The organism is Fictibacillus enclensis (assembly GCF_030123385.1).
GTDB lineage: Bacteria > Bacillota > Bacilli > Bacillales > Fictibacillaceae > Fictibacillus_C > Fictibacillus_C enclensis.
The window spans coordinates 2,360,350-2,384,987 of the sequence record NZ_CP126109.1 but is presented as its reverse complement, the minus strand read 5'-3'; the positions used below and the strand labels follow the sequence as shown (position 1 = coordinate 2,384,987).

Sequence of the window (24,638 nt, the reverse complement as noted above, 5' to 3'; positions counted from 1 at the left end):
CATTCTCCTTTGTGCTGATTCTCACCGTCCATCAGCTCTCTTTATAACAGGGAGAAGAATACTACTGTTGCCTGTCATTGCATTTTAAGATTGTATTATATCAAGTTTTAACATGGTTAACGCGGATTGTAAAGAGAATCAGAGGAATTTTTATAATTTTACAGTTTCTCTAAAAAAATCTGAAAATAAGACCTTGACAAGATATACTGACATGCTTTAAAGTAGCAAACAATACTCAATAAAATTTATTCGGAACTGTTTTTTTCGGAAGGCCTAAACGGCATCGGAACATTAGCTAGGTCCATCCCTATTAACAGCCATGGATTGATTTTCAAATAAGAGGAGGAGCTTAAATGTCTAAAGAGCTAGAAGAATTACGAAGTGAAATTGAAGCGGTCGATGAACAGATCCTGAGTTTACTGAACAATCGTGCCGCCATTGTAAAAGACATTGGAAAACTAAAAGAAATGCAAGGTGTAAAACGTTTTGATCCTGTCCGGGAACGCAAATTGCTGGATCTGATCGAAGCCAGAAATGAAGGACCATTTGAGACCTCTACTCTTCAATATATCTTTAAGCAAATCTTTAAAGCGAGCCTTGAGCTCCAGGAAGATGACAACCGCAAAGCACTCTTGGTATCCCGTAAAAAGAAACCGGATGATACGATTATCAATATTAAAGGAGAGCAAATCGGAACAGGCGAACAGCATTTCGTGATGGGACCTTGTGCTGTTGAAAGCTACGAACAAGTGAAGCAAGTGGCCAAAGCACTTAAAGATCAGGGCTTAACCCTCATGCGTGGCGGAGCTTTTAAGCCGCGTACCTCTCCATATGATTTCCAGGGTCTTGGAATGGAAGGCCTGAAGATTCTGCGCAGGGTTGCAGATGAGGAAAATCTTGCTGTCATCAGCGAAATTCTGAACCCTAACGACTTGGAAGAAGCGCTCGACTATGTTGATGTAGTTCAAATCGGTGCCCGCAACATGCAGAACTTCGAACTATTGAAAGCTGCCGGCGCCATCCGCAAGCCTGTACTATTAAAGCGCGGACTTTCAGCCACTATTGAAGAATTCATGTACGCTGCTGAATACATCCTGGCTCAAGGTAATGACCAGATCATCCTTTGTGAGCGTGGAATACGAACATACGAAAAAGCAACTCGAAATACGCTTGATATTTCTGCTGTACCGATCCTAAAACAAGAAACTCATCTTCCTGTAATGGTTGATGTAACACATTCTACAGGAAGAAAGGATCTCCTGCTTCCTGCAGCAAAAGCGGCCCTTGCTATTGGAGCAGATGGAGTAATGGCAGAGGTTCACCCTGATCCTGCCGTCGCATTGTCCGACTCTGCGCAGCAGATGAACATTCCTCAATTCCATGATTTCATGAACGAAATTAAAAAACACGCAGCTGTATTCACATCTTAACCTAAAAAGACGGTCCCTCCAAGGGCCGTCTTTTTGTGTGCAGAGACCACCCCTTCCGCCCTTTTCCTGTGGTATACTTTCCTTATTGCACGAAAAGGAAAAGGATCTAACTTATGGAAAAAACACAAACACTTCAACAAAAAGCGTTACTTTTTTGCCGATTGGTTTTCCCTGTTTTGATTACCCAGCTTGGCATTTATGCCATGAATTTTTTGGATACCGTAATGTCCGGCCATTCAGGAGCGGGACAGCTCGCCGGGGTCGCGATCGGATCGAGTATTTGGGTACCTGTTTTTACAGGTTTAAGCGGGATTTTAATGGCTCTGACCCCCATTGTTTCACAGTTTAACGGTGCTGGAAAAAAGGACAGCGTTCCAGGAGCGGTGATACAAAGCCTTTATTTGGGGCTTGCTTTGGCGGTTGCCGTCATACTGGCGGGATACTTTGTTCTCGATCCCCTTCTTCACGCCATGCATCTTGATTCAACAGTCAGTGTTGTGGCAGGAGGATATTTAATCGCGTTGTCAACGGGCATTATTCCTCTCTTTTTATACAATGTTCTCAGATCGTTCATTGATGCTCTCGGAAGAACCCGGGTGTCCATGTTTGTGACCGTCGCCGCTCTCCCGGTCAATGCGCTTTTCAATTATCTCCTTATCTTTGGGAAATGGGGATTTCCGGAGCTTGGGGGAATTGGAGCAGGTTATGCTACAAGCATTACCTATTGGTTCATCTCTGTTCTAACATTTATAATCATTCATAAAGTGGAACCATTTTCCCTCTACCATGTTTTTCACCGCTTTCCGGCCGTATCAATCCACGCCTGGAAGGAACAGCTGAAAATTGGCATTCCCATCGGTTTTGCCATCTTTTTTGAAACCAGCATCTTCGCCGCGGTGACGTTGCTTATGAGTTCTTTCAGCACAGCGACAATTGCAGCTCATCAATCGGCCATTAACTTTGCGTCATTTCTTTACATGCTGCCCCTCAGCATATCGTTCGCCCTAACGATCGCTGTTGGTTATGAGATTGGCGCAAAACGTTATTCCGATGCGAAGCAATACAGTTATCTCGGGATGGGCACTGCAGTGATATTGGCCCTTCTCTGTGCGGGCGGCCTTTTGCTTTGCCGTGAACAGGTTGCGGGACTGTATTCAAGTGATCCTTCAGTGATCTCCCTAACGAAACATTTCTTGCTGTACGCGGTGTTCTTTCAATTGTCGGACGCGATAGCCGCTCCCATCCAAGGCGCACTGCGCGGATATAAAGATGTGAATGTCACCCTCGTTTTATCCTTGATTTCATATTGGGTGATCGGGCTGCCTGTGGGCTATATTCTTGCAACCTCCACCTCTCTAGCTGCGTATGGCTATTGGGTCGGTTTGATCTCCGGGCTGGCGATGGGCGCGATCCTGCTCTATTTGAGAATGGCCTATATTCAAAAAAAACAAATAAAAAAGACAGATTCATCAGCACAATGAATCTGTCTTTTTGTATGAATTACGATAATTTAAACAGCAACTTCCTCAGCACAGGCACTAAATAGCTAACCAATTCCGCTGCACTCGGTACGACAACCTGGTGGCTGCCATATATATTTTTCATCAGATTTTGAGCTTCCTCTGTCACTTTTCCATTGGAAATGTACATGCCAAGAATCTCGATTCCGAGCTTGCGCGTATGCGTAACCGCTTCATGGGTGTCAAGTATGCCAAGGTTTTCGTAATCAAATGCTGCAGGTTCTCCATCGGAAAAAACAAGCAAAAATTTTTGTTTTTCCTTGCGCCTTAGCAAATCCTCAGCTTTTTTCCGGATCGAGTAGCCATCCCGGTTGTCTTCCTGAGGCTCCAGCTGCAGAATTTCCGGACCATATTGATTTTTTAGCGAATGGTTGAATGAAATAACTTCTTGAAAATAATTGGGCTGACTGTCTTTTTTAGCATCTGCAGCATCCTCCCAAAACCCAACAATTGAATGTGGGATCCTGACAGCTTTCAAGGTTTCATGGAACAAAACAATCGCTTGGTGAGTTTCATCCATTTTGTCAAACATGGAGGCGGAACAATCGACCAGCAAGGTGAACACGGCATCGAGCTCTTGCGGCGATTCCATTTTTTTATAAAACAAGCGCGGGTTTTTATCCGTCAACAGCCGCGTCAGCTTCTTGCTCAAGCGCCCAAAATGCAGATCCTGATTAGGTACATTCTTTTTGTGTTCAATCGTTTTCAGGAAACTTTGCTTCAATAAGCTGATCGAAGGCTGAACGGCTGATTTGATTTCCTGGTATTTTTTCAATTCCTGTGGAGTCGGGAACCTGGTCTCCACCTTTTTCTCAACTGCATACCGGTTCATCTCTCCATAAGGAAATACTTCCTTTCCGGGAGCGCTTCCCTTTTCATCCAGTCCGGCGTCCATTTCACCCGAAAAATCGTTGCCTTTCGACTGTTTTGCTCCGGCCTGTACCGCACCAAATGCCTGGTCTCCTTCTTCAGCCCTTCTTCCTCCTTCGCCAAGTAAGTCAGTTGATGTACCCTGATCCAGGTCAAATTGCAGAAATGAATCCGTCGGTGACGAGGTTTCCTCATGCCAGCTTGGCATTTCCTCATGCTCGGTGTCTTGCCCGTCCGTTTCTTCTTCCGTTTCCATGGTGTGTGGAGCTTTAACTTCGTTTTCTCTCGTAAGGTCCTTGAACGTAGCCGTTGTGGATTCATAAAAGGATAAATAGGAAGTTATCATATCCTTAATATCCCATTCCCGAAGAATTTTTTGTATCACCTGCATGATCTCTGCGATTTCCTTGGTGCTGTCGGCTTTATTCAACTGAAGGAGCGGCGCACGAATTTTGTCATAAAACCCGCTCAGGGGAGAATTCTGCTGCACAAGGCGGTGATTGGCCAGTAAAAAGATACTGCAGAAAAAAGCGTCAAGCCACTTTCTTTGCTGGAGGTGCTGGCGCAGCTGCCGTTGAAAGTACGTGAGAAGAACCTTTTTTCGTTCTGAAAAAGAAACCGCCATTCCCGGCCTTCTTGCAATGCATTCCTTCTCGAGCCGGTAATCTTCAGCAAAAAGCAGAAGATGCTTTAAAAACTGATGATGTTTTTCCTGTTTAAACGACTGAAGTGCTTCTTGTAACACTCGGAGATCACTGAAATAAAAGTTTCCAAAGCTGCGCAAATACACTTCACTTTTTAACCCCTGAAGCTGGACCGGTCCAGGATATGTCATCCAAAACTGGCTGACATGGATGAAGTGGCCAGGTTTATTTAAGTAGGAATGATACGAAAACTCAACCTCCAGCTTTGGATCTCTTGATAAAGTTTTCGCCAAGTCTATAAGCTGCATATGAAGAAAAGCGTCAATCTTGGTATCTGCAAACGATAAAAACTTCATGTGGTTACACCTCCTTTTTACGCTGTCGGAGTTTTCTGGAGTCTCGCACCTTCCACTCCAACCAACTGGTCAATGAACTAAAGAAAAAGAGTGTCGGCGATGTTGTGGATCAGTGTCCTTTCCCGTTCATCCTCCAATTTATCGGTAACCGCTCTTTGTATGGCGCGTTTTGGAGGCATATATGCAGAAAGATCTGCGGCATCAAGCAACGCCCGGATGGATGCTGCATCCTCCGAGAGCTGGCCGGTGCTGGTTTGCTGAACCAAATCAGCAGAAAACTGAACAAATGACTTTAATAATTCTTCATCCTTCTGCTCAGACTGGTTGAGAAGCATCTCATACAGTGTATCTCCCTGTATATACGGCACTTCAATCACTACAAACCGGTTTTTTAACGCTTCATTTAATGGAACGGTGCCGATATAACCTTCATTAATGGCTGCAATGACGTTGAAGCCTTCAGACGCTTTAAGCAGTTCGCCGGTAAACGGATTGGTCACCGTTCTCCGGTAATCCAGAATCCCATTCAGGATCGGCAAGGTTTCCGGCTTGGAAACGTTAATTTCATCAATATATAAAAAGTGGCCGTTTACGGCGGCCTTTGTCACCGGCCCTGGTATAAATTCAATTTCAGAATGGCCATTTTCATAGGTGATCGTCTTGTGGCCAAGCAATGCTTCCGCATCAAGATCCACTGAACAGTTGATCGAGTGGAGTGGTTGCTTAAAGAGAAATGATAAATACTCTGCGAGCTTCGTTTTTCCTGAACCGGTTGGCCCTTTTAACAAGACATTTTTACCCATCAGAAGTGAGATGACGGCGTCACTTACGATCTCCTGATTTTCTGAGGTATACCCTTTGTTCCCGATCAAATGCTGATAATCACTTGTTCGGTTTACAAGGTTATTTCTGAAATTGTTCAGCTTTTCCAATAATCCATTTGGCAAATTCAAATCATCTATACTCATGGGAAAAATTCCTTTCATCCATATAAACTGTAAACACCTATTATATAGTATCTCTCTTCCCATGTCCTTTCAAATACCTGGTTTTCCCTCGCATTGACATTACCCTTGAATCTCTTTAGAATTTAGAATTAGTACCAAGTGCTAAATGACGTAAAGGACGTGTTTTTTTGAGTAAAAAAGTAGCTCTAGTCACAGGCGGAACAAGAGGCATCGGTAAGGCGATCGCATCAAAGTTTGCGGCTGAAGGATACAATCTTGTCTTGAATTTTATGAGAAAAAAGAAAGATGCTGAACAAACGAAGCAAGAATTTGAAGAAAAATACGGAATTACCGTTCATATTGTAAAAGCAAATGTAGGTGACCTGGAACAAATTAAAGCCTTGTTTACGGAAGTGGACCAAACATTTGGCCGTTTGGACGTCTTCATCAACAATGCGGCTTCCGGTGTCTTGCGCCCTCTTATGGAAATCGAAGAATCCCATTGGGACTGGACACAGGATATTAATGCAAAAGCATACCTGTTTGCTGCCCAGCAAGCAGCAAAACTGATGGAGAAAACGGGTTCAGGAGCCATCGTGGCCCTCTCCAGCCTTGGTTCCATCAGAGCCCTTCCAAATTACGTTGCTGTCGGGGTGTCCAAAGCCTCTGTTGAAGCAATCACCCGTTATTTGGCGGTAGAATTGGCTTCCATGAACATTGTGGTTAATGCCGTTTCCGGCGGTGCGGTTGATACAGATGCATTGAAGCATTTCCCCAACCGCGAGGAATTATTGGATGAAGCGAAACAAAAGAATCCAGCGGGCCGCATTGTTGAGCCGGCAGATCTTGCGGAAACCGTGTATTTTTTATGCACCCCTGCTGCAAGCATGATCAGGGGTCAGACCATTATTGTGGATGGCGGGCTGTCCCTTTTAGCGTAAAAAAGTATCAAAAACGCTCCTGTTACGAGGGGCGTTTTTCTTTTTAAAAAAAAGATTGACTGACCGGTCATTTCAGGAATATAATAGGAAAGTATTAATAATATAAGTTATGCATTCGCCCACTGACCAGTGGGTCATTTTTGTGATGCATTCATTTAATAAAAGATAGGAGACGCTATATGAACAATGAATTAACCCCCTCAATCAACCGTAATATGGTCCTCTTGGGCCTCGTTATTGGTATGTTTTTTAGTGCCATGGAACAAACTGTGGTCGGTACTGCTATGCCGACCATCATTGGTGAATTGAACGGTTTTTCCATATTCGCCTGGGTCACTACCGCTTACCTTATTACGTCCACCACTATTATTCCGATTGTAGGTAAGCTTTCCGACCTTTATGGACGCCGGTTGCTTTATTTGATTGGTACGGTCATTTTCGTCATTGGGTCCGCCCTTTGTGCGACCGCCAGCTCCATGGAAGAATTAATTATTTACCGTGGTATTCAAGGTCTTGGCGGCGGTATGATCATGCCGCTTTCCCAAACTATCATTGGTGATATTTTCACTGCCGAGCAGCGTGCAAAGTGGCAGGGTGTCTTCGGTGCCATTTTTGGTTTAAGCTCTGTCATTGGTCCATTCATTGGTGGATTCTTGGTGGATACCATCAGTTGGCACTGGATTTTCCTGATTAACGTGCCATTTGGCTTGTTATCCGCTATTTTAATCTTTATTGGAATGAAACACGAAATGGTTCGGCCAAAAAACGAAGTCAATATCGACTACTGGGGCATTATCACTCTGATCCCGGCTATCGTTCTGTTGTTGCTCGGCCTCACTTTTGGTGGAGATAAATTTGAATGGGGATCGCTCGAAAGTGCTTTAATCTTTGGTTCATCGATCCTGCTGATGATCGTTTTTGGGTTCGTGGAGAGAAAAGCAAAAGAACCTGTACTTGATCTGACTTTGTTCAAAAACCGTGTGTTTGCTGCAACGAATGCATTAGGCTTTTTGCTGGGGCTTGGAATGTTTGGTGCGATTATGTTCGTTCCAATGTTCATGCAGGGCATTTTGGGTGTAACACCTACACAGGCCGGATCAACCATGACGCCAATGATGATCTCCCTTATCCTTGCAAGTATCGTTGGGGGAAGACTTTTGTTGAAACTCCCATACCGGACTGTATTGACAGCAGGTATGCTGATTACAGCATTCGGATTTTACTTGATGAGCACAATGGGCGTGGAATCTAAAGAAATTACAGCTTATGCTTATATGATTATCATGGGATTCGGCATGGGTCTTGTTATGCCTACCCTTATGATTGCCATACAGAATGAATTTCCGAAAACGAAACTCGGTGCTGTTACATCGGCATCCACCTTCTTCCGTTCCATTGGCGGTACAATCGGCATTACTGTCTTGAACGTCGTTATGAACCACTCTCTGGAGACCAACATGAAAGATGTAGTAAAAGAACAGAGCAATCCGATGCTTCAAGGCATTTTCCAAAAACTTGCAGATAAAACAGATGCCTTGTTCAGCCTTCTAATTCATCCAGATATGCTTAAACTTCCGGGTTCAATTAAAGGTACGGTGATCCACTCCATTCAAACGGCTTGGAGCAGTTCGTTTACGACCGTCTTTATGACCGGCCTTATTTTCATCGGGGCAGGTATTATTGTTGCCCTTTCTGTAGGCAGCGGCCGTATTAAAAATGAACCTACGCAACAGGAAACAACGGTTCCTTTGGCGGATCAAGCTGCAGGAGAACTCTAAAACCAAAAGACATGAAGCTATTTTCGCTTCATGTCTTTTTTATTCGGAAAAAAAACCTTCCAGAAACGGGCCCCATTTTTCGAATTCTGTTAAAAATCCATCATGGCCAAAAATGGTATTCACTTCATGAAAGAGGGCCTTTTGGCTTTCTTCGTTCACGCTTTCTGTAAAAGTTTTCATCATCGCCGGCGGATATAACAGGTCCTCTGTAAATCCGAGACAGAGCATTTTTGCCCTGTATCCTTTGCTTGCTTGATGGATGCCTCCTCTTCCTCTGCCAATGTCATGGCTGTCCATCGCTTTCAGTAAGGTCAGGTAGCTGTTGGCATCAAACCGCTGGGACAGCTTTTGGGCCTGATAATGCAGGTAAGTCTCAACGGAAAACGAAGCTTCATCTGATATGGAATACCATTCTTCCGTTTGTTCCCGTTGAAACCGCTGATTAAATAACGTTCCCGAACGGTAGGTCAGCATTCCAATCATTCTGGCAATGCCAAGCCCTTTGGCAGGTGACACTTCTGATGAATAGTTCCCATTATTCCATTCCGGATCACTCACAATCGCCGTTCGCCCAATGGCATTGAAACCAATGGCATAATCGCTTAAGGCAGGTGTGACCGCAATGGGAATCAAACGGTCCATAAAATCAGGGTAGAGCAAGCCCCATTCCATAACCTGCATCCCGCCAAGCGATCCACCGATGACTGTGTCAAGGGAATGAATGTGAAGAACTTCAAGCAATCGTTTTTGAGCATTAACCATGTCTCGGATGGTAATGAGCGGAAAATCCCCGCGATATCTCTCCCCTGTCAAAGGGTTGATGGAAAGCGGTCCTGTCGTCCCTTCACAGCCGCCAAGAACGTTGGTCGTAATCACCTGGTATTTTTCTGAATCGATATATTGGCCTGGCCCAATGAGTCCTTCCCACCACCCAGGTCCAATTTCTGTCGTCATCGTATATTGATTTCCTGTAAGTGCATGGCACACCAAAATAGCCGGAGCATCAGCCGCTCCTTTGCGCTGATAGGCAATATGAACATCAGTTAATGTTTTGCCGGATTCCAGAACGAGATTCCCTATTTCTGCCACTTCATTTCCAATTGCTGCCTGTGCATTTGCCATCAGATATCCCTCCGATTTTATCAAACAAAAAACACCTCTCTTTTTAGATTCAGAGAGGTGCAATCATCCATTTTGGGGTTGTACCGTCTCTTATCTGTCAAAGTGTTTTACCTTTGCAGGATTTGGCACCAGTACAGAATAATCTCTGCAGGTTGCCGGGTATCATCGGGCCAGTCCCTCCACCACTCTTGATAAGAGTTTACTATTCGTTTTTATGAACAACTTTAATACGTTCAAAAATACAGCAGTCTTACAAATTTGTCAATTAAATTCCGAAAGTTTTTTATTGTTTGTCTTCGTGTTTGCCTTCCTCCTCCAGCGGGTAAAACTTAAGTATACTATATTCCAAAAGAGGTGAGGGTATGCCTTCTTACCAAAGAATCCTGGTTGGTGTTGACGGTTCCCGTTCATCGGAAGTGGCGTTTTACAGAGCGATTGAAGTGGCAAAAGAATATCGTGCCAAGTTGTATATCGTACACATAACTGAAGACCGCCTTCCGGCTGCTCCACTTGATGCCGGAGCCATTAATATTGAAATGGACAGAGATCGGATTGCAGCAGGAACACTTTTGGACGACTATGAAAAATTGGCCAGAAACCATGGACTAACACATGTAACCACTTTATCAAACTCAGGATCGCCCAAAATGGAAATTCTCTCATTTGCCTCCATGCATGAATCAGATTTGATTGTTTGTGGTGCAACAGGATTAAATGCGATGGAACGCATTTTTATCGGAAGTGTCTCACAGTATATTACGCGCCATGCCAATTGTGACGTACTGATCGCAAGAAACAGCCAAAAAATTACATCCTCAGGATTAAGCATCAAAAGTACGAGCCAACGATAAAAACCCCCGTCCGCGAATGACGGGGGCATGGATTATTTGCTGAATGTATGGTTTCCGATAACCGTACAAGCAGGTTTCGTATCGAGCCATCTGCTAACGGCTGTCTTTTTATTGTAAAAGAACAGAGCACCGTTCGTGTTATCATAACCAGATAAGGCCTTGTCTACAGCCTTTTCCGACTCGGGAGAAGGTTTCTTTAAATTGTTCTCCATAACCGGCTGAAATTGTCCTTTGTCGTAGATGACGTCATGAATGGAATCAGGAAAGCCGTCATCATCAACGCGGTTCAGGACAACAGAGGCCACCGCTACCTTTCCTTCAAAGCTTTCTCCCATTGCTTCTGCTTCAACAAGAGAAGCGAGCAATTTTTTATCTTCCGGCGTTGCTTTTATTTGTTCTGATGGAGCGTTTGTTTTTTCATGGCTTATTCCCTTTACTGGCTGCACCTTTAAATTTTGTCCCGGATAAATCAAATTGCCGGTAAGTCCATTCTCTTTTTTGATCTCCTGAAACGGCACATTATAGGATTGCCCCAGCTTCCAAAGAGTATCCCCTTCTTTAACGGTATGTGCACTGGCTCCTGTACCTCCAGCTATAGAAAGCCCAATGGCTGTGATTCCTGTGATGATACTCACCTTTTTAAACATGAATCGTTCCTCCTTGAGTCGTAAAATTTCGTCTGCGGTGAAAATGATGATTCTAGACAAAATGCGGACGTTTTTACCTATCGCAGTCCCTAGGAGGTAGGTTTCGGGTAATCATGTTATTTTGTGACCATTGACTCACAGATTGTCTTTTTACATGAACATATTGTCCCCCTCATAAACTAAAATAAAAAGCGATCAGAGAGGATGAAGAGCGTGACCCTTCTAGAACGTATTGAAATGCTTTTTGGTTCCATGCATAATCCCTCTTCCAGACAGCTTTTAACGGCCATTAAACAATTGGATGTCCGCCTCGAGGATGTAACCCCTTTCTTAAAAGAACCGGGCAATAAACCTTACGGAAGACAGATGTTTTATCAGAATGATCACATTGAAATTCTTGTTATGCAATGGTCAACTTATCTCGACTGTGCTCCTCATGATCATGGCCAGTCCTATGGTTGGGTTCAGATTATTGCTGGCAGCTCAGACCATTGGATTTATGAGATTTCTCCTGCCAGCCTTCCATTGGAGAGATTAAATCGGAAAGAAAAAAGCGGTTCCTATTTGAATGTGGGCAAAGGAATGATTCATAAAATGGGATCCCGAGGAGAAGAGCCTTTGATTACACTGCACGTTTATACACCACCAATCAGCGGGATGAAGGTCTATGATTTAAATAAATGCGCGGTCTGTATCGTATCCGAGGATTGCGGTGCCTGGTGGCCAGAGGAACAAAAGCAGCAGCTTAAAACGGTTCGTCTAAAAGGGCCATGGGAAATTGAAACTTAAATCATTTCATATATCATGATTTCAGGTCATTTAAGACCTTGTGCACAAAGCAGTCCACTTTTTCCTACCGTTTTATTTCTTTTTTACCCTTACCTCCTCACGTCCACTCTTAAGGGTTGAAACTCTCTCTCATCGTGTTAAGATAAGAACTTATATGATGAAATTGACTACACGGCTATAAGGAGAGGTTGCATGTTAGAAAAAAAGAAAGTGCTTTTTATTGGAGCAGGTTCAATGGCAGAAGCAATTGCTGCCGGAATGGTCACACAGGATAAGCTGCCTGCCAGCAACATTACAATGACAAACAAACAAAATGAAGAACGAAGAATTGAACTCATGAAAAAATACAAGGTCGGGGCGTTGCCCTACCATGAAGCTAAAATTGATGAAGCCGACGTCATTCTTTTGGCCATGAAGCCAAAAGATGCAGAAAATGCATTGTTGGAGCTTGCTCCTCATGTGAATTCAAACCAAATCATCATGTCGGTATTAGCAGGTATATCGACTTCTTATATGGAAGAATTGCTTCCAGAAGGACAGCCGGTGATCCGGGTGATGCCGAACACGTCAAGTACGATCGGAGAATCAATCACAGCTATAACAGGCGGAAATTCGGTATCTATGGAGCATATTGAACTGGCCAAAGCGTTGTTTTCTGCGATCGGAAGAGTAAAAGTAATTGATGAAGAGCAAATGGACGTTTTCACAGGAATTGCGGGAAGCGGACCAGCCTATATTTATTACATTCTTGAGCATATTGAAAAAACAGCGGTGGCCGAGGGACTGGATGAAGACATGGCAAGAGAGATTGCTGCCCAAACTATATTTGGCGCCAGCAAAATGGTGCTTGATACAAATGCTGATCCGGAAACCTTAAGAAAAAGAGTAACTTCCCCTAACGGGACAACAGCCGCCGGACTTGATGCCCTTCGTGAAAATCATGCAGGACAGGCATTTTCAGAAGCCATTCTAAGTGCCAAGAAAAGGTCAGCTGAAATCCGGAAGGAATTTGAGAAAGTTTCTGTTTAAAACTGCAACGCGATTATCCCAATTCATTTTGGGGTGATCGTTTTTTGTTTGGAGTAATTAAAGGTATAGCCTTCCCTGCTCTTCTTCATACTGTTAGAGAGAAACGGAAGGAGCTGTCACAACATGCCTCGTTTTAAGATCATTGATATGATTCTCTTGGCAACCATAGCCACTGTTTTTATATGGTCAGCGATTCAACCCCGGGATTACTTTACCTGGGCTCTAGAGGTCACACCCGCTGTGGCATTGTTACTTGTTCTTCTCTTCACGTATCATCGTTTTTCACTGACCACTCTCTCTTATACAGTCCTTACTGTTTTGATTCTCTTGATGTTTATCGGAGGGCATTATACCTATGATGATGTTCCTTTGTTTGAAAGCATCCAAAAAGCCGGCCACTTCCAGCGGAATGATTACGACCGATTTGGCCATTTTTTGAAAGGGTTTGCGATTCTGCCCATTCGGGAAGTGCTCTTCCGTTCAACGGGTATAAAGAACAAATTTTGGACAAGCGCCATCAGCATGAGTTTTGTCATGTCCATCGCTGCCCTGTATGAAATTGTTGAATGGCTGACAGCAAAAATCGCCGGTACACCGGCAAAGGATTTTTTGGGCACACAGGGGGATCTATGGGACTCCCAATGGGACATGAGCCTCGCCTTTCTGGGCGCCATTGTGTGTTTAATCCTGTTCACCCGTTTTCATGACAGAAAAATGTCTGAGTCAGGATTGAAACCGAAGCAGGACGCGGTCAACTGATGAACCGTATCCTTCTCCAAATAAATTTAAATGCACGAGGTAAAAGAGCTGATACAATTCTTTCCGATCCTCATAGTCTTGTCCGAGCGGACGATAGTATGTATACGCTTCATAAAAGGAAGGAGAATATCCTCCAAACAGTTCGGTAAACGCCAGATCCATCTCACTGTGCCCCGTAAAGTATGGCCGGATCAATTAACACCGGTTCTCCCTTTGAATCACTCATCCAGTTTCCTCCCCCACAAATCCCCATGAAGCAATGAGACTTCCGGCTGCTAAGGAATCCATTGTGTCAAATCATCCATCAGTTTCAGGAGGTTCTCATACCTCCTGCCATGGATGGTTTTAACCCTAATTGCACCTGGCGCTTGTTTTAAATAGGGAGAAATACGCTGAATCAACTTGTCTTGAAACATAAACAACACCACCTGTTTCATATAGTTTGAAGATCATGCATTTAAAACGAATGGAGCAGAAGGTGAAGATAGATGCAAATGTTCATTGGATTAAAAGAAGGCATCCACGCCAGGCGAAATATGCTGCTTTCCATGCAGCAGGAGGATGGTTCTTTTCGATTTTGTTTTGAAAACCCGGTAACCACGGATGCATATTTATTGGTGTTGCTTGTTCTATTTAACTGGAAGGATCATCATCTGAAAGACGTACTTGCCCGGCGGATTCTCTCCAAACAATCTTCCGATGGCACATGGAGAGTTTACCCTGATGAAAAGAAAGGCAATCTTTCTGTAACCATCGAAGCGTATTGTGCGCTTTGCTATTATGGGCAGGACATTCATGACGAAAACATGCAGCGGGCGAGAAGCTTTATTTTGTCAGAAGGAGGCTTAAAAAAAGCAACTTTACTGACCAAAGCCTTTTTGTCAATGAATGGAATACTTCCCTGGCCCCGTCTCCCTTTTGATCCCGGCCTGTTAATGAATTTGCCGGCCATATCACCGCTTCAGTTTTTTGACTTTAGCAGTTTCGCCCGCATCCATTTTGTACCCATTATTGCTGGCATGAGAAACCAATTTTCAATATCTCACCCTTCTAAAGAATACCTTGCCGATTTAGCTCCCTCCCGCGACAGCAAAAGCTGCTGGGAGGAAATTGAAAATCAATCCTTTATCCGCTTTTTTAGCGATCATGCCGTTCCTTCCGACTCGATCGATGCAAAGCTGGAAAAGTATATGTTAAACCGAATCGAGAAGGACGGAACCCTGCTCAGCTATGCTATTTCGACTGTTTTTATGGTATATGGACTTCTCTCTTTGGGATACTCCATGGATTCTCCCGTTATCCAGAATGGGATTTACGGCATCATTTCTCTACTTTGCTACAATGGGCAGCATTACATCGTCCAAAACTCGCCCTCAGCTATTTGGGATACTTCCCTAAGCTTATACGCTTTGCTGGAATCAGGAATGTCACCTGCAGACCCGTGTATCCAACAAGGAATCCATTTTTTACTGAAACATCAGCATACCGAAAAAGGCGATTGGCAGTACCACTGTCCAGAAGCTGCTCCGGGAGGATGGGGATTTTCGGAAAGCAATGCAATTCACCCTGATCCGGATGATACCCAGGCAGCATTGCGGCCGCTTTCTGTTCTTGCCCATTATTCTGGCCAGATTCTTCATTCCTGGCAAAAGGGAATCAACTGGCTTTTAGCCATGCAAAATGATGACGGGGGCTGGGCATCCTTCGAAAAAAATACAAATAAAGCATGGCTTGGGGAGCTTCCCATAGACCATGCGTATGACGCCTTAATTGATGCTTCGTTTGCAGACATGACAGGCAGGATCCTCGAATTTCTTGGAACATACAGTCCGCTCACCCTAAATGACACATCCATCCAGAAAGCGGTCAACTGGTTACATCATAATCAGGAAGCTGATGGATCATGGCTCGGCCGCTGGGGAGTTTGCTATCTGTATGGAACATGGGCCGCTGTTACCGGTTTGGCTGCGGCAGGCCATTCCCTTCAGGATAATGATCATTTAAAAAAAGCTGAGAAGTGGATCCGTAACGTTCAGCATGATAACGGAAGCTGGGGGGAATCGTGTGCAAGTGATATTTATCAAACCTATACGCCACTTCCCTATGGAACCCTTGTCCAAACCTCCTGGGCACTAGACAGTCTTACCTGTCTGCATTCCGCGCCTACCCCCGAAATTGAAAAAGCGGTCCGATATCTGCTTCATGCACACGATCTGCCAGGAACTCAGCCTTATCCGACAGGCACCGGCCTCCCAGGCTACAATTATGTGATCTACCACAGCTACAGCCATATCTATCCTCTTCTGGCTTTAAGCCATGTGCATACGAAATACGTCAGTCAAGGTGCGGGCTGAGCCGCCCGTACCCTGTGTCGTATACAGCCTGCGCGATCACCCTGTGCCCGACGCTGTTCGGATGGATGCTGTCCCAGGACAAAAGTTCTTTTTCACGTCCAACGAATAAAGAATAAATGTCCGCCACTTTTACATTCGGCAAGGTTTGAAAGCTCTCGATATGGCGGTTGAAAAGCCTGACCCATTTGTATGCGGTGTCCCAGCGGTGGTAAGGATTATAAATATTCGTCAGCCGGATAATATAGCTGCTTCTTCCTTTTTCTTTAAGCTGAATAATCTGTTTCAATATATGGCTCATATTTTTTTGGCACTCTTTTAACGTCATGTGCAGTTCTGCCTCTTGTTTGTTTAACAAGTATTTTTTTCCGGCTTTGATCAAGTCATTTCCTCCGGCGGTTATCGTAATAATTTCCGACCGTTGCAAAGCCTTTCTCACCTTCGGTTCCTCAATGGATGCCAAAACATCCTGGGTCGTATACCCGTTTTTGGAGTAGTTATGAAGGTCGTACGACTTAAGCAACGCATGCTCGGTCAACAGATGATACCTTTGAGCAAAGCTTCCCCATTCATCAGAAGAACCGATTCCTACGGAAATGGAGTCCCCCAAGGCAGTATAATGAGAATGCACTTTCCAAGATAAGCCCATCGTGCTCGCACCTTTCGCACTCAATTATTTATAAAATATGAAGAAAGAGGGAAAGAGGTACGAAAATTCCGAATAAATTTCTTGCCAATTATTTTGATGGGATGATATATTTTAATTAATTTACGGGATGTGGCGCAGCTTGGTAGCGCGCATGCATGGGGTGCATGAGGCCGCAGGTTCAAATCCTGTCATCCCGACCAGTGCACTAAATTTAAATAACATCACGGGATTTGAAGCAGTGATTTTCTTCCTTCCCGATCCCGTTTTGCTCATAAAGACCCTTTCTGAAAACATACAGTTGGTGGTCTTTTTTATTATGGTTTTCAACCAACTTCTTATTGAAACGCTTACATTCAGAGCTCCTGTCTTCAATTCTTGACTACATATTATGCTTGTGGTTAAACTGAATTCAGGTAGGGAAAAATGGTATTAAACACTTATAGAATCTGCACTTTCTCATACATGGACTGCATAGATAGCAGATTTTGGATCCTTTTTTTCGACCGGGTACATAATCAAAAAACAGCAGCGGGGGCTGCTGTTTTTATGTCTTAGGGGGTATACTTTATAGGTGAATGTTTTTGAATTGTAAAGCATTTGTAAATGTTTTATTTCAAATTGTAAAAGCTGTTTATCTTTACAATCATTAAAGTTATAATTACGAATGGTTTGGGTTAACAAAATATTTAGGGTAAATTTACTTTTTCTTAACAAACGGAGGTTTTAGTCAATGATTTTTGGATCAAAAAAGGATTTGTTTCTGGACTTACTATCAAGCATCGCAGATAACGTTCGTGACTCCGCTCAGTACTTTGTGGATTTTAAAATCGGTTCCGAAGCAGATTTGAAAGAATTTGCGAGAAAAATGAAAGAATACGAAAACAAGGGCGATGACTTTATTCATGAGCTCATTATCGGTTTAAATAAAACCTTTATTACTCCCTTAGAACGTGAAGACATTTTGGAACTTGCGAATAAAATGGATGATATCCTGGACGGCATGGAACAATGTGCTTCCCGCTTCGAAATGTACAATATTGTTAAACCCGACCAATACATGGTGAAGTTCGCAGGACACATTCTCGAAGCAACTTATGAAGTTGCCGAATCTGCCAAGTTGCTTCACAAGAAAAAACTAATGGAAATCCGTCCTCATGCGATTAAATTGAATGACCTTGAATCTGTAGTGGACGACCTTCTTCGTGTAAGTATCAAAAACTTGTTCAGCATGGAAAAGGACCCTATCAAAATTATTCAGTATAAAGAGCTTTATGAGCTTCTTGAAGCGATTTCTGACAGCACAGAAGACGTGGCCGATACTCTCGAAACTATCATCATGCGAAATGCCTAAGGAGTGATTGGCTATGGATATATTATTTGTTCTGATTATTTTAGTCGTTATTTTTGCACTGGCGTTTGATTTTATTAACGGATTTCATGATACCGCCAATGCAATTGCGACCTCTGTGTCTACAAAAGCTCTTCCTCCAAAGGTAGCGATTGTGATGGCGGCAACAATGAACTTTGTCGGTGCCCTTACCTTTACAGGAGTTGCAAAAAGTGTAAGTAAAGACATCGTTGATCCATTCCAGTTCAGCGATGAAAAAATCGGGCTGATGATTGTGCTGTCTGCCCTGATTTCCGGAATTGCATGGAACTTGATTACCTGGTACTACGGGATTCCTTCCAGTTCCTCGCATGCCATTATCGGTTCCATTGCCGGTGCAGCAATTTCTGCTGCAGGATTCGGTGTTTTAAACTACGATGGCTTCGTGAAAATCATTCAGGCTTTAGTCATATCGCCGTTTGTGGCTTTGGCTGTCGGCTTTATAATCATGAGCATCTTTGCAGCTATTTTCAAAAATTTCAACAAGACGAAAACCAACAAAGGGTTCCGTACGTTTCAGATCTTCACAGCGGCGCTTCAATCCTTCTCACATGGAACGAATGACGCGCAAAAAGCAATGGGGATCATTACTCTTGCTTTGATTGCCGGTGGATATCATACAACAGAAGGCATTCCTATGTGGGTAAGGGTGGCTGCGGCGCTTTCCATGGGTATCGGTACATCTGTCGGCGGGTGGAAGATCATTAAAACCGTTGGCGGAAAAATCATGAAGCTTCAGCCGGTAAACGGTGCAGCAGCTGATTTATCATCTGCTATTATCATCTTTACATTTACAGCGTTGAAGCTGCCGGTCAGTACAACTCATGTTATTTCCTCAGCAATTATGGGGGTTGGTTCAGCGAAACGAGTGAAAGGTGTAAAATGGGGCGTGGCGAGACGCATTGTCATGACATGGATTATTACCCTCCCTATTTCCGCCGTTATTGCTGCCATCGTCTATCAAATATTGAATCTATTTCTTTAAATGAACCAAGCCTCAGGGAATCCCTTGAGGCTTTTTCTTTGTTCATTCTGAATACACCCGAGACCCTTGTCTATACGATTTCCCCTAAACAAGCATATACATAGGAAGAAAACCAATTTGAGGTGAAAAAATTTGTCCAGATGCAGAAAAAACAACCAATCTCTGCGCTTTTTTCCTTATGGCGGATATGACCCATTCCACAAAGAATCTGTCTCCCACCATCCTGAACTGATTGAACCAAGGCCTCCGTTTCCAGCTCCTGCTCAGGGACTTGGCCCTGAACCAGCAATGGGCGCCTTTCTGCCCCCTCCAGGTCCGGGTGCCTTTATGAACCCTCAAATGCTGCCGCCACGTCCACCCTACCCATACAATCCCTACTATATGCCACAGGGTGCAAACGGCAAACAGCAAAACACGAAAGCCTCGCAATCTAACCTGCCTTCCCTGCCAAATGGATTTCCTTTTGGAAATGGAAGTTTTCCCGGAGGTCAGCAGTTTCCATTCAATCAGCTGCAGCCTTTCCAAAATCCCGGCGGCCAATTCAGCTGGGGAAAGACATTTAACGGCATTAACTCGGCCATGGGTATGATGCAGCAATTGGGTTCGATTATTTCCCTCTTCAAATAACACAAAAAGAGACTCAAGCTTTTGAGTCTTTTTTTATGTAAACAGCTGTTTCGCCAAAACGGCCCCCTCCAGATGATGAAGATCAATCCAATACGCACGGTCGATGAACAGCGGTTTTTCGTGAGAGATGCCATCAAACAACGGCGGCAGAGCTGTCCCGCTAAACCAGTCTTCCTTTTTGGAAGCATTGCTGTAAAAGATATTCCAGCATGACAGGAGCTCGGGACTGTAAAATCCGGATGCTTTTCTTTTTAGCGAAAAAAACCGGATTCGTTCCTTTTTATAGTGGGGCAAATAAACGGCTTCATCCGAACTGAAAACATGTCCCCAATAGTCTGCTCTTGATCCTGTATGCATTTGCCGGTCCGCAAATTGCAAAGCCCCTGAGAATATTCTTTCATGAAAGAGCAGGCTGTACAGGCGCTTTCCAATTTTTATCCGTTTGGAAAGGTCATGGAACGCTGTTACAGAGATTCCTGCCAACTTAAGCTTCTCACCTGCCACCGGAAAAAAGATCTTGGTCAGCTGAAACAGATTTTGCAGCTGAAAAGGGAGACTTTGAAAGACTTCTTTATGGATATCATTTTGAATTACTTCCTTTTCAATCACGTTTTGTTCATTGATGATTAAAGCCATCGTAAGAATCCGGCTGTCTTTCTTCCAGAAAAAATGCTCCCATACTCCCTTCATGAATGAAGAAACATCAAATCCTTTAAGCAGATGAAATAAACTCCTTCCCAGCCTTTTGCTTTCTTCATACAGCAGCAATTGAGGATAAACGTCCTGAAAGATTAAACTATTGGCTGTTTCCAGCGTCCAGTAGATCTTTTCTCGCTGTTCCCCGGTAAGCAGTCTCTTCAAAAATTCTCCCTGCAGGTCGGTCATATGATAGCCAGCGTTTCGTGAGACCATATGTGCAAGAAAAGCCCAATGCACTTCTTGATGCGCATTGAAATATCGGTAATATGCCTCTGTTCGGGTAATATTGTTTTGGTTTTTTTCACTTGTTTGTTGCAGAATGTCCTCAATGATCCTCTTTTCATCGCCAATATATACAGGAATTTTCCCATCGAAATCAAGCACTTTAAGCCGGAAAGACAGCCAGTTTTTATCCTCTGGGGACATTTTCCAAAAACATTCTTCTGCAGCCGGTTTAAGACGTTTAAAAAAGCGGGCTGTGAGAGCGGAAGGAATAAGAAAGGCTTTGGAAAGCGTCCGGTTCAGGCGGTGGTTTTTCATAAGGCATCTCCTTCAACACCGTTCTGTTAAAAGGTATGAAAGGGGAAGCAAAAATAAACCATCATCCCATGGCGATTGCTGGGTGATGGTTTATCAATCAAGATTTAGAGGCAACGCCGCCTGACAGAATGAATTTCATGGCGTCTTCGGCCTTAATATCAAGAACCGTAACCTCTTTTTTGGGTACCAGAAAGGTAAATCCTGCGATTTGAAAGGTTTGCGGAATATACACAGCAACATGCCCCGAAAGCTCATCTCCCAGATCCTTCAGGTCTTCAGCTGTAACAAACCCAATGCTCTTTAAACCGGTAGCAGGTATCTCCACCAGGACTACCGTTGAAAACGACTTCTTTTCACCAAGCAACGACTGAAAGGTATCTTTAATGACGGTATAAAGCGTTTTAACCAGCGGAATCCGTTCCAGAGCAGAATCGAGAAGAAAAATAATCTGGCCGCTGATGACCTGGGACGAAAGCCAGCCGAGAAGTGTCAAAAGAATAATTGTTGCCAGAATGCCGATGCCTGGTATATAGCCGCCTTTCATATAGCTTCTAAGTGTATCCCCAAGGATCCCGTCCAGAAAATCGAACACTTTGACAAGAACATAAAACACAAGAATGATCGGAAGAGCCGTAAGGATTCCGTTCATAAAATATTTGGCAACGGTTTTCACTATCCTTCTCTCCTATTGATGCACACGGTGCTGCTTGATTCTGTCTTTCAGCTTTTCCTGCAGTCGGCGTGTTACAGGGCCTATTGGATAGGTTGCCTGCACATCTCCCTCAACGGAGATGACAGGTGCAATCTCCATGGTTGTACTTGAGATAAATACTTCATCTGCTGCTTGAAGTTCTTCGGTTGTGAACGGCTCCTCGTTTACCGCGATTCCCTCTTCCCCGGCAATTTCGAGAATATGCTGCCGTGTAATTCCATTTAAAATAAGGTTTGTTGCCGGATGTGTGCGCACTTCATTATGTTTAACGATATAAAGGTTGGAAGAAGAACCCTCAGTGCATAAACCTTCCCGGTGCTGAAGAGCTTCACCGCAAGAATGATCGGCCGCGATTCGTTTAGCTATGGTATTTCCGAGAAGATTCAGGCTTTTAATATCACAGCGGAGCCAGCGAATGTCCGGTGTCAGGTACGTTTTTATGCCCTTCTCTTGAGCCTCTGCCGGAGGATCCATTTTTCGGGCAAACCCGGTAATCAGGCAGGCTGATTCTCTTTCGAACAAATGAGCTCTTGGTGAAGCGCCTCTCGTCATTTGTATGTAAACAATGCCATTATGGATGTTGTTCGCCTTAATCAATTCGGCGGTCTTCTCCTTTATTTGCTCTATAGAATAGGGCAGTTTCATTTCGAGCTTTTGGGCACTTTCTTCAAAACGTCGAAAATGTTCATTCAGCGAAAAGGGTTCACCGCCATAAATATAGACAACTTCATAGATGCCATCCCCGAAATTATAGCCTCTGTCTTCCATATCAATAGAGACATGATCCCGTTCAATAATCTGGTTTCCAAATAAAACAAATGGATTCTCCATTTCATATCACCTCGTAATCGATTATATGACAGGAATACCGTGCTTAGCTACCTTCAATGTAGTTTTGCGACAGTTTAAAAAAAGATTACCCTTGTATATGGGCAATCTTTCTTGATGAATTCTATTCCTTTTCAGCGGAAACTACTTTTTGGTTCTTCAGTGTTACGATGTATTTGTCTTTCCCCACTTTTACTTTGAATTCATCATCGTACTGGTTCTTCAAATCTTCATCCAGCTCAAACTTCTTCTGAAAATGATCGTTGATTGCTTTTAAGTTTGCCTTGCGATTATTCTCTCTTTGAATGGAAGACGATAAAACGATTACAAAAACAACGGTATTGATGACAAAAATAATCTTTGCTCTTCTGCTCACGGCCTGCTCCCTTCCTCCAAATGATTCCAAAGATAAGTATATCTTATCTTTGCCATGAAAAAAAGCAGACGTTTGGTCTGCTTTTTTCGCCTTATTTCCACCAGTCATCCTGCGGAGCGGCAGGCAGGCGCCGTTTATGTTCCGTAATGGCATACCGGTGTTCGATTTTTTCTATGGCTTCAGCCGATACTTCTTTTCCTTCGAGGTAATCATCGAGCTCGTTATACGTGATGCCAAGGGCTGTTTCATCGGGCACCCCAGGTTTGTCATCTTCAAGGTCAGCCGTAGGAACTTTCATGTAGATTCTTTCTTCTGCTCCCAATTCTTTCAGCAATGCTTTCCCCTGTCTTTTGTTCAGGCCGGTCAAAGGCACAAGATCACATGCTCCGTCTCCATATTTCGTGAAAAATCCGGTGATCGCTTCAGCCGCATGGTCTGTCCCAATGACAAGGCATTGATTGGCTGCTCCGATATCATATTGAACTTTCATTCTTTCTCTGGCTTTAATATTGCCCTTTAGAAAATCCGTGATCTTTCCGCCGGTCGCTTCATGGAAGGCGTCTGCCGATGCATCCACCGCATTTTTAATATTCACGGTAACCGTGCGATCCGGTTGGATGAAGTTCAATGCTCGCTGTGCATCTTCTTCATCCTTCTGCACGCCGTAAGGAAGACGGACGGCGATAAACTGGTAGCTGTCATCTCCTGTTTCCTTCTTTAATTCATTGACCGCCATCTGAGCCAGCTTGCCTGCAAGTGAGGAATCCTGGCCGCCGCTGATTCCGAGGACAAAGCCTTTCAACTTATTCTTCTTGACATATTCCTTCATAAATCCAACTCTGTTTCGGATTTCCTCCTGTGCATTTATTTCAGGTTTCACTCCTAAGTCATTAATAATCTTCTGCTGCATTTCAGTCATGATTTCATCCACCTTTGTCGAAGTAATACAGTTATATTACCCTGTAATAGAAAGTGAAAAACTATGTTAGTTTTTATCACATGATATTATACCATTCATGATACCCTGTTGTATCGATTTTTGTTACAGGTGGTATTCCTTTTTCAGTCCAGAAAGCTCGGAAAGAGAGCGTGTGGACCAGTCATCCCCTTTTTGTTCCAATTCCTTTTGCATCTCTTCCAAAGACATTTTCAATGATTCATAATAATCCGGAACTTGCTCTTCGTAAGGTTTAACCGTATGCTCGGGAGCCCATGTTTTTTCTTGAAAAGCCAGGGCTTTTCGCTGATGAAAAAACGGAACATCTGCCTGGTTTGGGTTGTGCAGGTCCCCCTGTTTTGGATGTTTCAAAACCGCCAGAATGCTCACGAGCACTTTTCCATTTTTCACCTGTTCTGCCTCACCTATATATTTCCCTGTTTTGTATAACGCGGTAACTTTCATTCCCGGTTCAATTGTATTCATGGTTTTGATCTCCTTTCGATTTCTTTCATCACTTCAAAGGCCAAATCTTCATTCCCAAATAACGAAAGCACTCCGAGTACGGATTCGTCCGCTATTTCTTCGGACTCTTGTTTTGAAACGGTTTGTTCGAGCATATGGTTGAGTCTTTCGTTTTCCTGCTGAGACGGATAGGCACGGAAGTACAGTGCTTTCGGATCGATATCGTGATTGATACACCATTGGGCAAATACAAGAATCATCATGCCTTCATCTTGTTTATAATTTTGAATAATTTGCTGTTCCAAATCTTTTGGATCCATTTGTTTCACTCCTTCATCCCTCTCCACTATATTAGCATCCCTTTTAAAAAAAGAAAAAAGCCAGTGAAGGTTTTTTTGA

At 43.7% G+C, this 24,638-nt stretch carries 26 protein-coding genes, 1 tRNA gene, 1 riboswitch and 1 other annotated feature (1 of these 29 running past the window's edge); of the genes, 13 read left to right on the top strand and 14 right to left on the bottom strand.

What is annotated here, in order from left to right:
* Positions 1–87: a binding site (T-box leader), on the bottom strand; it reaches 145 nt to the left of the window's first position.
* A 266-nt stretch (positions 88–353) separates the two neighbouring features.
* Together QNH15_RS12655 and QNH15_RS12650 are read left to right on the top strand one after the other, a co-directional pair.
* On the top strand, positions 354–1,430 hold the full coding sequence (locus QNH15_RS12655; RefSeq protein ID WP_283895090.1) for a bifunctional 3-deoxy-7-phosphoheptulonate synthase/chorismate mutase: 1,077 nt from the start codon (positions 354–356) through the stop codon (positions 1,428–1,430).
* Between the two features lie 113 nt (positions 1,431–1,543).
* Positions 1,544–2,911: an MATE family efflux transporter gene (locus tag QNH15_RS12650; RefSeq protein ID WP_283895088.1), complete on the top strand. Its 1,368-nt coding sequence runs from the start codon at positions 1,544–1,546 to the stop codon at positions 2,909–2,911.
* 19 nt (positions 2,912–2,930) lie between these two features.
* On the opposite strand, the gene QNH15_RS12645 is transcribed toward QNH15_RS12650, so the two are convergent.
* Together QNH15_RS12645 and QNH15_RS12640 are read right to left on the bottom strand one after the other, a co-directional pair.
* Positions 2,931–4,820 (bottom strand): vWA domain-containing protein, encoded by a 1,890-nt coding sequence (locus QNH15_RS12645; protein WP_283895086.1) that lies wholly within the window; start codon positions 4,818–4,820, stop codon positions 2,931–2,933.
* Between the two features lie 77 nt (positions 4,821–4,897).
* Complete coding sequence (locus QNH15_RS12640; RefSeq protein ID WP_283895084.1) at positions 4,898–5,788, bottom strand: ATP-binding protein; 891 nt, start codon at positions 5,786–5,788, stop codon at positions 4,898–4,900.
* Between the two features lie 167 nt (positions 5,789–5,955).
* On the opposite strand from QNH15_RS12640, the gene fabL reads away from it, so the two are divergent.
* On the top strand, positions 5,956–6,708 hold the full coding sequence (gene fabL / locus QNH15_RS12635) for an enoyl-[acyl-carrier-protein] reductase FabL (protein WP_283895082.1): 753 nt from the start codon (positions 5,956–5,958) through the stop codon (positions 6,706–6,708).
* 179 nt (positions 6,709–6,887) lie between these two features.
* Positions 6,888–8,486, top strand: coding sequence for an MDR family MFS transporter (locus QNH15_RS12630; protein WP_283895080.1), 1,599 nt, complete (start codon positions 6,888–6,890; stop codon positions 8,484–8,486).
* 39 nt (positions 8,487–8,525) lie between these two features.
* Here the strand turns inward: QNH15_RS12630 and metX are convergent, their stop codons facing one another.
* Positions 8,526–9,608 carry a homoserine O-acetyltransferase MetX gene (metX, locus tag QNH15_RS12625; RefSeq protein ID WP_283895078.1) on the bottom strand — a complete coding sequence of 361 codons (1,083 nt, stop codon included), beginning with the start codon at positions 9,606–9,608 and terminating at the stop codon, positions 8,526–8,528.
* Between the two features lie 87 nt (positions 9,609–9,695).
* Positions 9,696–9,806, bottom strand: a riboswitch (SAM riboswitch).
* Positions 9,807–9,970: 164 nt separating this feature from the next.
* Between metX and QNH15_RS12620 the strand changes: the two genes are divergently transcribed.
* Positions 9,971–10,459: a universal stress protein gene (locus QNH15_RS12620; RefSeq protein WP_283895076.1), complete on the top strand. Its 489-nt coding sequence runs from the start codon at positions 9,971–9,973 to the stop codon at positions 10,457–10,459.
* A 32-nt stretch (positions 10,460–10,491) separates the two neighbouring features.
* Here the strand turns inward: QNH15_RS12620 and QNH15_RS12615 are convergent, their stop codons facing one another.
* Positions 10,492–11,106, bottom strand: coding sequence for a cell wall hydrolase (locus QNH15_RS12615; RefSeq protein WP_283895074.1), 615 nt, complete (start codon positions 11,104–11,106; stop codon positions 10,492–10,494).
* A gap of 213 nt (positions 11,107–11,319) precedes the next feature.
* Here QNH15_RS12615 and QNH15_RS12610 point away from each other — a divergent pair, with 213 nt between their 5' ends.
* The 3 genes from QNH15_RS12610 to QNH15_RS12600 all read left to right on the top strand — a co-directional run bounded on the left by QNH15_RS12610 (position 11,320) and on the right by QNH15_RS12600 (position 13,683).
* Entirely contained in the window at positions 11,320–11,895 is a 576-nt protein-coding gene (locus QNH15_RS12610) for a cysteine dioxygenase (RefSeq protein ID WP_283895072.1), read from the top strand.
* Between the two features lie 192 nt (positions 11,896–12,087).
* Positions 12,088–12,924 carry a pyrroline-5-carboxylate reductase gene (proC, locus tag QNH15_RS12605; RefSeq protein WP_283895071.1) on the top strand — a complete coding sequence of 279 codons (837 nt, stop codon included), beginning with the start codon at positions 12,088–12,090 and terminating at the stop codon, positions 12,922–12,924.
* 123 nt (positions 12,925–13,047) lie between these two features.
* Positions 13,048–13,683, top strand: a complete 636-nt coding sequence (locus QNH15_RS12600) for a DUF2238 domain-containing protein (protein WP_283895070.1) — start codon at positions 13,048–13,050, stop codon at positions 13,681–13,683.
* Here the strand turns inward: QNH15_RS12600 and QNH15_RS12595 are convergent.
* Together QNH15_RS12595 and QNH15_RS26195 are read right to left on the bottom strand one after the other, a co-directional pair.
* Positions 13,648–13,878, bottom strand: coding sequence for a fructosamine kinase family protein (locus QNH15_RS12595; protein ID WP_430667148.1), 231 nt, complete (start codon positions 13,876–13,878; stop codon positions 13,648–13,650). The two genes, QNH15_RS12600 and QNH15_RS12595, sit on opposite strands and share 36 nt — an antisense overlap.
* An 80-nt stretch (positions 13,879–13,958) precedes the next feature.
* Positions 13,959–14,099 (bottom strand): hypothetical protein, encoded by a 141-nt coding sequence (locus tag QNH15_RS26195; RefSeq protein ID WP_430667147.1) that lies wholly within the window; start codon positions 14,097–14,099, stop codon positions 13,959–13,961.
* Between the two features lie 72 nt (positions 14,100–14,171).
* On the opposite strand from QNH15_RS26195, the gene QNH15_RS12590 reads away from it, so the two are divergent.
* Positions 14,172–16,037, top strand: coding sequence for a prenyltransferase/squalene oxidase repeat-containing protein (locus tag QNH15_RS12590; RefSeq protein WP_283895069.1), 1,866 nt, complete (start codon positions 14,172–14,174; stop codon positions 16,035–16,037).
* Here QNH15_RS12590 and QNH15_RS12585 read toward each other — a convergent pair.
* The gene (locus QNH15_RS12585) at positions 16,018–16,683 is read right to left on the bottom strand and encodes a GDSL-type esterase/lipase family protein (protein WP_283895067.1); all 666 of its coding nucleotides are present in this window, start codon (positions 16,681–16,683) and stop codon (positions 16,018–16,020) included. The genes QNH15_RS12590 and QNH15_RS12585 overlap by 20 nt on opposite strands.
* A gap of 123 nt (positions 16,684–16,806) precedes the next feature.
* Between QNH15_RS12585 and QNH15_RS12580 the strand changes: the two genes are divergently transcribed.
* The 4 genes from QNH15_RS12580 to QNH15_RS12565 all read left to right on the top strand — a co-directional run bounded on the left by QNH15_RS12580 (position 16,807) and on the right by QNH15_RS12565 (position 19,682).
* Positions 16,807–16,883, top strand: a tRNA-Pro gene (locus QNH15_RS12580).
* Between the two features lie 530 nt (positions 16,884–17,413).
* The gene (locus QNH15_RS12575) at positions 17,414–18,034 is read left to right on the top strand and encodes a DUF47 domain-containing protein (protein WP_061969944.1); all 621 of its coding nucleotides are present in this window, start codon (positions 17,414–17,416) and stop codon (positions 18,032–18,034) included.
* A 13-nt stretch (positions 18,035–18,047) separates the two neighbouring features.
* On the top strand, positions 18,048–19,055 hold the full coding sequence (locus tag QNH15_RS12570; protein ID WP_061969941.1) for an inorganic phosphate transporter: 1,008 nt from the start codon (positions 18,048–18,050) through the stop codon (positions 19,053–19,055).
* Positions 19,056–19,187: 132 nt separating this feature from the next.
* The gene (locus QNH15_RS12565) at positions 19,188–19,682 is read left to right on the top strand and encodes a hypothetical protein (RefSeq protein WP_283895065.1); all 495 of its coding nucleotides are present in this window, start codon (positions 19,188–19,190) and stop codon (positions 19,680–19,682) included.
* Between the two features lie 33 nt (positions 19,683–19,715).
* Here the strand turns inward: QNH15_RS12565 and QNH15_RS12560 are convergent, their stop codons facing one another.
* From QNH15_RS12560 to QNH15_RS12530, 7 genes are all read right to left on the bottom strand, one after another.
* Positions 19,716–20,921, bottom strand: coding sequence for a DUF2515 family protein (locus QNH15_RS12560; protein ID WP_283895063.1), 1,206 nt, complete (start codon positions 20,919–20,921; stop codon positions 19,716–19,718).
* A gap of 97 nt (positions 20,922–21,018) precedes the next feature.
* Positions 21,019–21,594, bottom strand: a complete 576-nt coding sequence (locus QNH15_RS12555) for a DUF502 domain-containing protein (protein ID WP_283895061.1) — start codon at positions 21,592–21,594, stop codon at positions 21,019–21,021.
* 12 nt (positions 21,595–21,606) lie between these two features.
* On the bottom strand, positions 21,607–22,464 hold the full coding sequence (dat, locus tag QNH15_RS12550) for a D-amino-acid transaminase (RefSeq protein WP_283895059.1): 858 nt from the start codon (positions 22,462–22,464) through the stop codon (positions 21,607–21,609).
* Between the two features lie 121 nt (positions 22,465–22,585).
* Entirely contained in the window at positions 22,586–22,837 is a 252-nt protein-coding gene (locus QNH15_RS12545) for a hypothetical protein (RefSeq protein ID WP_283895057.1), read from the bottom strand.
* Between the two features lie 91 nt (positions 22,838–22,928).
* On the bottom strand, positions 22,929–23,747 hold the full coding sequence (gene nadE / locus QNH15_RS12540) for an NAD(+) synthase (RefSeq protein ID WP_283895551.1): 819 nt from the start codon (positions 23,745–23,747) through the stop codon (positions 22,929–22,931).
* Between the two features lie 132 nt (positions 23,748–23,879).
* Positions 23,880–24,260 carry a kinase-associated lipoprotein KapB gene (gene kapB / locus QNH15_RS12535; protein ID WP_283895055.1) on the bottom strand — a complete coding sequence of 127 codons (381 nt, stop codon included), beginning with the start codon at positions 24,258–24,260 and terminating at the stop codon, positions 23,880–23,882.
* Positions 24,257–24,559 carry a hypothetical protein gene (locus QNH15_RS12530; RefSeq protein ID WP_061969924.1) on the bottom strand — a complete coding sequence of 101 codons (303 nt, stop codon included), beginning with the start codon at positions 24,557–24,559 and terminating at the stop codon, positions 24,257–24,259. The genes kapB and QNH15_RS12530 overlap by 4 nt, the downstream gene beginning before the upstream one ends.
* Positions 24,560–24,638 lie beyond the last annotated feature (79 nt).

Coding starts and splice junctions, on each gene's coding strand:
- QNH15_RS12630 (WP_283895080.1), top strand. CDS start 6,888: ATGAACAATGAATTAACCCCCTCAATCAACCGTAATATGGTCCTCTTG.
- kapB (WP_283895055.1), bottom strand. CDS start 24,260: ATGAATACAATTGAACCGGGAATGAAAGTTACCGCGTTATACAAAACA.
- QNH15_RS12655 (WP_283895090.1), top strand. CDS start 354: ATGTCTAAAGAGCTAGAAGAATTACGAAGTGAAATTGAAGCGGTCGAT.
- dat (WP_283895059.1), bottom strand. CDS start 22,464: ATGGAGAATCCATTTGTTTTATTTGGAAACCAGATTATTGAACGGGAT.
- QNH15_RS12650 (WP_283895088.1), top strand. CDS start 1,544: ATGGAAAAAACACAAACACTTCAACAAAAAGCGTTACTTTTTTGCCGA.
- QNH15_RS26195 (WP_430667147.1), bottom strand. CDS start 14,099: ATGTTTCAAGACAAGTTGATTCAGCGTATTTCTCCCTATTTAAAACAA.
- QNH15_RS12585 (WP_283895067.1), bottom strand. CDS start 16,683: ATGGGCTTATCTTGGAAAGTGCATTCTCATTATACTGCCTTGGGGGAC.
- QNH15_RS12590 (WP_283895069.1), top strand. CDS start 14,172: ATGCAAATGTTCATTGGATTAAAAGAAGGCATCCACGCCAGGCGAAAT.
- QNH15_RS12600 (WP_283895070.1), top strand. CDS start 13,048: ATGCCTCGTTTTAAGATCATTGATATGATTCTCTTGGCAACCATAGCC.
- QNH15_RS12560 (WP_283895063.1), bottom strand. CDS start 20,921: ATGAAAAACCACCGCCTGAACCGGACGCTTTCCAAAGCCTTTCTTATT.
- QNH15_RS12620 (WP_283895076.1), top strand. CDS start 9,971: ATGCCTTCTTACCAAAGAATCCTGGTTGGTGTTGACGGTTCCCGTTCA.
- metX (WP_283895078.1), bottom strand. CDS start 9,608: ATGGCAAATGCACAGGCAGCAATTGGAAATGAAGTGGCAGAAATAGGG.
- nadE (WP_283895551.1), bottom strand. CDS start 23,747: ATGCAGCAGAAGATTATTAATGACTTAGGAGTGAAACCTGAAATAAAT.
- QNH15_RS12645 (WP_283895086.1), bottom strand. CDS start 4,820: ATGAAGTTTTTATCGTTTGCAGATACCAAGATTGACGCTTTTCTTCAT.
- QNH15_RS12530 (WP_061969924.1), bottom strand. CDS start 24,559: ATGGATCCAAAAGATTTGGAACAGCAAATTATTCAAAATTATAAACAA.
- proC (WP_283895071.1), top strand. CDS start 12,088: ATGTTAGAAAAAAAGAAAGTGCTTTTTATTGGAGCAGGTTCAATGGCA.
- QNH15_RS12570 (WP_061969941.1), top strand. CDS start 18,048: ATGGATATATTATTTGTTCTGATTATTTTAGTCGTTATTTTTGCACTG.
- QNH15_RS12615 (WP_283895074.1), bottom strand. CDS start 11,106: ATGTTTAAAAAGGTGAGTATCATCACAGGAATCACAGCCATTGGGCTT.
- QNH15_RS12575 (WP_061969944.1), top strand. CDS start 17,414: ATGATTTTTGGATCAAAAAAGGATTTGTTTCTGGACTTACTATCAAGC.
- QNH15_RS12640 (WP_283895084.1), bottom strand. CDS start 5,788: ATGAGTATAGATGATTTGAATTTGCCAAATGGATTATTGGAAAAGCTG.